Annotated in this window: 5 protein-coding genes and 1 riboswitch; of the genes, 4 read left to right on the forward strand and 1 reads right to left on the reverse strand. The window is 76.6% G+C overall.

Annotation, left to right across the window (positions count from 1 at the left end; all coding sequences use genetic code 11):
* The 3 genes from ABWI04_RS40970 to ABWI04_RS40980 form a co-directional block, all read left to right on the forward strand.
* Positions 1–671, forward strand: a 671-nt coding sequence (locus ABWI04_RS40970; RefSeq protein WP_353835782.1) for a vWA domain-containing protein, incomplete at its 5' end; no start/stop codon positions are given.
* A 1-nt stretch (position 672) separates the two neighbouring features.
* On the forward strand, positions 673–1,275 hold the full coding sequence (gene cobO / locus ABWI04_RS40975) for a cob(I)yrinic acid a,c-diamide adenosyltransferase (RefSeq protein WP_353835783.1): 603 nt from the start codon (positions 673–675) through the stop codon (positions 1,273–1,275).
* The gene (locus ABWI04_RS40980) at positions 1,272–2,603 is read left to right on the forward strand and encodes a cobyrinic acid a,c-diamide synthase CobB (RefSeq protein ID WP_353835784.1); all 1,332 of its coding nucleotides are present in this window, start codon (positions 1,272–1,274) and stop codon (positions 2,601–2,603) included. Before cobO ends, ABWI04_RS40980 begins: the two co-directional genes overlap by 4 nt.
* Here ABWI04_RS40980 and cobN read toward each other — a convergent pair.
* Positions 2,558–6,154, reverse strand: a complete 3,597-nt coding sequence (gene cobN, locus ABWI04_RS40985) for a cobaltochelatase subunit CobN (RefSeq protein WP_353835785.1) — start codon at positions 6,152–6,154, stop codon at positions 2,558–2,560. The genes ABWI04_RS40980 and cobN overlap by 46 nt on opposite strands.
* Before the next feature lie 54 nt (positions 6,155–6,208).
* A riboswitch (cobalamin riboswitch) is annotated at positions 6,209–6,330 on the reverse strand.
* Positions 6,331–6,402: 72 nt separating this feature from the next.
* Here cobN and ABWI04_RS40990 point away from each other — a divergent pair.
* The coding region (locus tag ABWI04_RS40990) for a ferredoxin-like domain-containing protein (RefSeq protein ID WP_502913220.1) at positions 6,403–7,085 on the forward strand (683 nt) is incomplete at its 3' end.

Below are 7,085 nucleotides of genomic sequence, written 5' to 3' on the forward strand. Positions count from 1 at the left end.
CGAAGGTCCGCGACCCCCACGTGGTGGCGACGCTGCTGGCCGCCGCGCCGCGGCAGCGGGCGCGCGGCCGGTCCGGCGCCGGCCTCGTGCTGCGCCCGGACGATCTGCGGGAGGCGGTCCGCGAGGGCCGCGAGGGGAACCTGGTGCTGTTCGTCGTGGACGCCAGCGGCTCGATGGCCGCCCGCCGCCGCATGACGACGGTGAAGACGGCAGTCCTCAGCCTGCTGCTGGACGCCTACCAGCGCCGCGACAAGGTCGGCCTGGTCACCTTCCGGGGGCGCACCGCCGAGCTCGTGCTGCCGCCGACGTCGTCGGTCGAGGCGGGCGCGGCGCGGCTGCGGGCCCTGCCGACCGGGGGCCGCACGCCGCTGGCCGCCGGGCTCGCGCGCGCCGCCGAGGTGCTGCGCGCCGAGCGGCTGCGCGACCCGGCGCGCCGCCCGCTGCTCGTGGTCGTCACCGACGGGCGGGCGACCGCGGGGGGCGACGTGGACCGGGCCGCCGGGCTGCTGGCGGGCACCGCCGGGATCGTCGTGGACTGCGAGGACGGCCCGGTCCGGCTCGGCCTCGCGGGACGGCTCGCGGCCCGGCTCGGGGCGCGGCTCGTCCCGCTCGGCGACCTCGACGGGATCGTCCGCGCCCACCGCGGGCGCGAAAAGGGAAAGGCGGCTTGAGATGCCCCAGGGAAAGCCCGTGTCCGTCCCCGACGACGGCCTCACCACCCGGCAGCGCCGCAACCGGCCCCTGCTGATCGTCCACACCGGTCCCGGGAAGGGGAAGTCGACGGCGGCGTTCGGGATGGCGCTGCGGGCCTGGAACCAGGGCTGGCCGGTCGGGGTGTTCCAGTTCGTGAAGTCGGCCAAGTGGCGGATCGGCGAGGAGCGGGCGCTGCGCGTGCTCGGCGAGAGCGGCGAGGGCGGCCCGGTCGCCTGGCACAAGATGGGCGAGGGCTGGTCGTGGATCCAGCGCCCCGGCAGCGAGGAGGACCACGCGGCCGACGCCCGCGAGGGCTGGGCGCAGATCAAGCGGGACCTGGCCGCCGAGACGTACCGTTTCTATGTGCTCGACGAGTTCACCTATCCGCTCAAGTGGGGCTGGCTCGACCTGGACGACGTGGTCGAGACCCTCGCCGCGCGTCCCGGCACCCAGCACGTCGTCGTCACCGGGCGGGACGCGCCCGGCCGGCTGGTCGAGGCCGCCGACCTGGTGACGGAGATGGGCAAGGTCCGGCATCCGATGGACGCCGGGCAGAAGGGGCAGCGGGGCATCGAGTGGTGATCCCCCGGCTGGTCGTCGCCGCGCCGGCGTCCGGCAGCGGCAAGACGACCGTGGCGACCGGCCTGATCGCGGCGCTGCGGGCGCGCGGCCTCGCCGTGTCGCCGCACAAGGTCGGCCCCGACTACATCGACCCCGGCTACCACGCGCTGGCGGCGGGACGGCCCGGCCGCAACCTGGATCCGTGGCTCGCGGGCGAGGAGCGGATCGCGCCGCTGTTCCTGCACGGCGCCGCCGGCTGCGACGTGGCGGTGGTCGAAGGCGTGATGGGCCTGTTCGACGGGCGGGGCGACACCGGGTTCGCCTCCACGGCGCACGTCGCGCGGCTGCTCGCGGCGCCGGTGGTGCTGGTCGTGGACGCCGCGCGGCAGAGCCGGTCGGTGGCGGCGCTCGTGCACGGTTTCGCGACGTTCGAGCCGGGCGTGCGGATCGGCGGCGTCGTGCTCAACCGAATCGGCTCGGAGCGGCACGAGGAGCTGTGCCGCGGCGCGCTGGAGGCGACGGGCGTGCCGGTGCTCGGCGCGATCCGGCGGGACGACGCGGTCGTGACCCCGTCCCGGCACCTCGGGCTGGTCCCGGCGGCCGAGCGGGGCGCGGAGGCCGTCGGCGCGGTGGAGCGGCTCGGCGCGCTCGTGGAGCGCTCCTGCGACCTGGACGCCCTGCTCCGCCTGGCGGCCGGCGCCCCCCCGCTGCCGGGGCCCGCGTGGGACCCGTCCGAGCAGGTCGTCCCGGTCGAGGGCGGGCCGGTCGTCGCGGTCGCGGGCGGGGCGGCGTTCACCTTCTCCTACGCCGAGCACGTGGAGCTGCTGCGCGCGGCGGGCGCCGACGTGGCCGTCTTCGACCCGCTGCGGGACGAGGCCCTGCCGGACGGGGCGGGCTCGCTCGTCATCGGCGGCGGCTTCCCCGAGGTCCACGCAGCCGAGCTGGCCGCCAACGCGCCGATGCTCGCCGAGGTCGCGGCGTTCCGCGGCCCGATCGCCGCCGAGTGCGCCGGGCTCCTCTACCTGTGCGAGGAACTCGACGGCCGGGCGATGTGCGGGCGGGTGCCGGGCCGCGCGCGGATGACGTCCCGGCTGGCGCTCGGCTACCGGGAGGCGGTCGCGGTGGCCGAGTCGCCGCTGACCCGTCCGGGCGAGCGGTTCCGCGGCCACGAGTTCCACCGGACCGCGCTGGACACCGGCGCCGAGCCGCTGTTCCGGTGGCGCGACGGCCGCGACGGGTACGGCGACGACCGGATCACCGCCTCCTACCTGCACCTGCACTGGGCGGGGTCGCCGGAGGCGGCTCAGCGGCTGGTGTCGTCCTCCAGGTCGCCCTCCGTCTTGAGGTAGACCTCCTGGAGGCCCTGGAGGACCGCCGGGTCGGGGTACTCCCACATGCCGCGCTCGGCCGCCTCCAGCAGCCGCTCGGCGATGCCGTGCAGCGCCCACGGGTTCGACTGCGCCATGAACGCGCGGTTCTCCTCGTCCAGGACGTAGGCGGCGGTGAGCCTGTCGTACATCCAGTCGGCCATGACGCCCGTGGTGGCGTCGTAGCCGAACAGGTAGTCCACGGTCGCGGCCAGCTCGAACGCGCCCTTGTAGCCGTGCCGGCGCATGGCGGCGAGCCACTGCGGGTTCACGACGCGGGCCCGGAAGATCCGCGCGGTCTCCTCCGAGAGGGTGCGGGTGCGCACGGCGTCCGGGCGGGTGCTGTCGCCGACGTAGGCCTCGGGGGCCTTTCCGGTCAGCGCGCGGACGGTGGCGATCATGCCGCCGTGGTACTGGAAGTAGTCGTCGGAGTCGGCGATGTCGTGCTCGCGGGTGTCGACGTTCTTGGCGGCGACGGCGATGCGCCGGTAGGCGCTCTCCATGTCGGCGCGGGCGGGCACCCCGTCGAGGTCGCGGCCGTAGGCGTGGCCGCCCCACACCGCGTACACCTCGGCGAGGTCGGCGTCGTCGCGCCAGTTGCGGCTGTCGATGAGCGGCAGCAGCCCGGCCCCGTACGCGCCGGGCGCGGACCCGAACACGCGCATCGTGGCGCGCCGCTCGTCGCCGTGCCGCTCCCGGTCGGCCCGCACGTGGGCGCGGACGTGGTTGTCGGCGTCGGGCTCGTCCAGCCCGGCGACGAGCCGGACGGCGTCGTCCAGCATGGCGACGACGTGCGGGAACGCGTCCCGGAAGAAGCCGCTGATGCGGACGGTCACGTCGATGCGCGGCCGGCCGAGCTCGGCGAGCGGGACCGGCTCCAGCGCCGTGACGCGGCGGGACGCCTCGTCCCAGGCCGGGCGGACGCCGAGCAGCGCGAGGACCTCGGCGACGTCGTCGCCCGCCGTGCGCATCGCGCTCGTCCCCCACACCGACAGCCCGACCGAGCGCGGCCACTCCCCGTGGTCGGCGCGGTAGCGCTCCAGGAGCGAGTCCGCCATCGCCTGCCCGGTCTCCCAGGCGAGGCGGCTCGGGACGGCGCGCGGGTCGACCGAGTAGAAGTTGCGGCCGGTCGGCAGGACGTTGACGAGGCCGCGCAGCGGCGACCCGCTCGGGCCCGCCGGGACGTAGCCGCCGTCCAGGGCGTGCAGGACGTGGTCGAGCTCGTCGGACGTCCGGGCCAGGCGCGGGACGATCTCGGCGGCGGCGAACTCCAGGACCCGCGTCACCGCCTCGCGGCGCTCCGCCGGAACGTCCCGGGCGGCCTCGCGCGCCGCGTCCACGGCCCAGCCGGCGTCCTCCATGGCCTGCACGAGGGCGCGGGCGGCGGCCTCGGCGGCGTCCACGTCGGCGAGCGCCTCGCCGCCGGCCTCGCTGAGCCCGAGCGCCTCCCGCAGGCCGGGCAGCGTCTCGCGCCCCGACCACATCTGGCGGGCGCGGAGCATGGCCAGCACCAGGTCGACGCGGACCGGGCCGGCGGGCGCCTGGCCGAGGACGTGCAGGCCGTCGCGGATCTGCGCGTCCTTCACCTCGCACAGCCAGCCGTCGACGTGCAGGAGGAAGTCGTCGAACTCGGTGTCGTGCGGGCGGTCGTCCAGGCCGAGGTCGTGGTCGAGCTTGGCGGCCTGGATGAGGGTCCAGATCTGGGCGCGGATCGCGGGCAGCTTCGCCGGGTCCATCGCGGCGATCGTCGCGTGCTCGTCCAGGAGCTGTTCGAGGCGGGCGATGTCGCCGTAGGTCTCGGCGCGGGCCATCGGCGGGACCATGTGGTCGACGAGGACGGCGTGCGCGCGGCGCTTGGCCTGCGTGCCCTCGCCGGGGTCGTTGACGAGGAACGGGTAGACCAGCGGGACGTCGCCGAGCGCCGCGTCGGTGCCGCACGACGCCGACATCCCCGCCGCCTTGCCGGGCAGCCACTCCAGGTTGCCGTGCTTGCCGACGTGGACGATCGCGTGCGCGCCGAACTCGTCCGACAGCCACCGGTACGCGGCCAGGTAGTGGTGGCTGGGCGGCAGGTCGGGGTCGTGGTAGATCGCGATGGGGTTCTGCCCGAAGCCGCGCGGCGGCTGCACCATCACGACGAGGTTGCCGGCGCGCAGGGCGGCGAGGACGATGTCGCCGTCCTGGACGAACAGCTCGCCGGGCGGCGGGCCCCAGTGCCGCTCCATCCCCTCGCGCAGGTCGGCGGGCAGGGTGCGGTACCAGCGCTCGTAGGACGCGGCGGAGATGCGGACGGGGTTGCCCGCGAGCTGCTCCTCGGTGAGCCAGTCCTCGTCCTGGCCGCCCGCCGCGATGAGCGCGTGGACGAGCGCGTCGCCGTCCTGCTCGTCGACGCCGGGGAAGCCCTCGCCCAGGTCGTACCCCGCGTCGCGGAGCCGGGCGAGCAGCCGGACGGTGCTCGCCGGGGTGTCGAGACCGACGGCGTTCCCGACGCGGGCGTGCTTGGTCGGGTACGCCGACAGCATCACCACGAGGCGGCGCCCGGCGGCCGGGGTGTGCCGCAGGCGGCCGTGCCGGACCGCGATCCCGGCGACCCGGGCCGCCCGCTCGGGGTCGGCGGCGTAGACGGTGAGCCCGTCCTCGTCGACCTCCTTGAACGAGAACGGGACGGTGATGATCCGCCCGTCGAACTCGGGGATCGCGACCTGCGACGCCGCGTCCAGCGGGGACAGCCCGTCGTCGCTCCCCTCCCAGTCGGACCGGCTCGTGGTGAGGCAGAGGCCCTGCAGGATCGGGACGTCCAGCGCGGCGAGCGCGCCCACGTCCCACGCCTCGTCGTCGCCGCCCGCCCCGGCCGTCGCGGGCCGCGACCCGCCCGCCGCGAGCACCGTCACCACCAGCGCGTCCGCCTGGCGGAGCGTGTCCAGCAGCTCGGGCTCGGCGGTGCGCAGCGACGAGCAGAACACCGGCATGGCGCGCCCGCCGGCGTCCTCCACGGCGGCGCAGAGCGCCTCCACGAACGCGGTGTTGCCCGCCATGTGGTGGGCGCGGTAGTAGAGCACGCCGACCACGGGCCCGCCGCCGTCGCGGGCGGCGCGGTCGAGCCGTCCCCAGGTCGGCGTCGCGGCCGGCGGCGCGAAGCCGCGCCCCGTCAGCAGCACGGTGTCGGACAGGAACGCGTGCAGCTCGGCGAGGTTGGCGGGACCGCCGTGCGCGAGGTAGGCGTGCGCCTCGGCGCACACGCCGCCGCTGACCGTGGACAGCTCCATCAGCTCGGCGTCGGGGGCCTGCTCGCCGCCGAGGACGACGACCGGCCGGGGGCCCGCGAGGAGCGCGTCGAGACCGTCCTCCCAGGCGCGGCGGCCGCCGAGCAGCCGCACCACGACGAGGTCGGCGCCCTCGGTCAGCCCGGGCAGGTCGGCGGCGGTGAGCCGCGCGGGGTTGCCGAGCCGGTAGGCGGCGCCGGACGCTCGGGCGCTCAGCAGATCGGTGTCGGACGTCGACAGCAACAGGACCGTGCGGCTGTGCTCGGGCACGGCGCATCCTCCCCCTGGGGTCCTCGCCCCGGTCGCGGGTGTCGCGACGGCAGGAGTCTCCTGGCTCCCGGATCGACGCTCGCCCCGGCCTTCCCGTCCTCGCGGACAGTGGCCTACAGCGGGGTTCGCTCCCCGGTCACAGTGGCGGGACCGCGCCGGATTCGCACCGGCTTCCTCCCATTGCCATCGTCTGAGCAGAAGAGTACGGCAGCGCGGTCGCCCTGCAAACTGTGGTTAACATCCTCCCCGTGCCGAATGTCAGAGCCCGTCCCGACGCGTGCCCCGGGGCGCTGCGCACCCACGACGCCGCCGACGGGCCGCTGGCGCGCGTCCGCGTCCCGGGCGGCGCGGTGTCCGCCGCGCAGCTCGCGGTGCTCGGCGCCGCCGCCCGCGAGCTGGGGCGGGACGTGATCGAACTCACGTCCCGCGGCAACCTCCAGGTGCGCGGCGTCCGCGACACCGGAGCGCTCGCGGCCCGGCTGGAGGCCGCCGGGCTGCTTCCGTCGGCGACCCACGAGCGGGTGCGCAACATCGTCGCGTCCCCGCTCGGCGGGCGCGGCCCGCGCGGCGCCCTCGCCACGGATCCGCTGGTCACGGCGCTGGACGCGGCGCTCTGCGCGCGTGCGGAGCTGGCCCGGCTGCCGGGGCGGTTCCTGTTCGCGCTCGACGACGGCACCGGCGACACGGCCGCGCTGGACGCCGACGCGGCCCACACCCCCGGCGGCCTGCGGCTGGCCGGGACGCGGCTCGGGCCCGTCCCCGGCGATCCCGTCGCGGCGCTGCTCGCGGCGGCGGAGGCGTTCCTGGAGGTCAGGGGCGACGCCTGGCGGCTCGCGGAGGTGCCGGACGGCGCGCGGCTCGTCGCCGAGCGGCTGGGCGCGGCCGTGGCGGAGACGCCGCCGCGCCCGGATCCCGCGCCGCCGCACGCCGG

The organism is Actinomadura sp. NPDC000929 (assembly GCF_040492065.1).
Classification (GTDB): Bacteria; Actinomycetota; Actinomycetes; order Streptosporangiales; family Streptosporangiaceae; genus Spirillospora; species Spirillospora verrucosospora.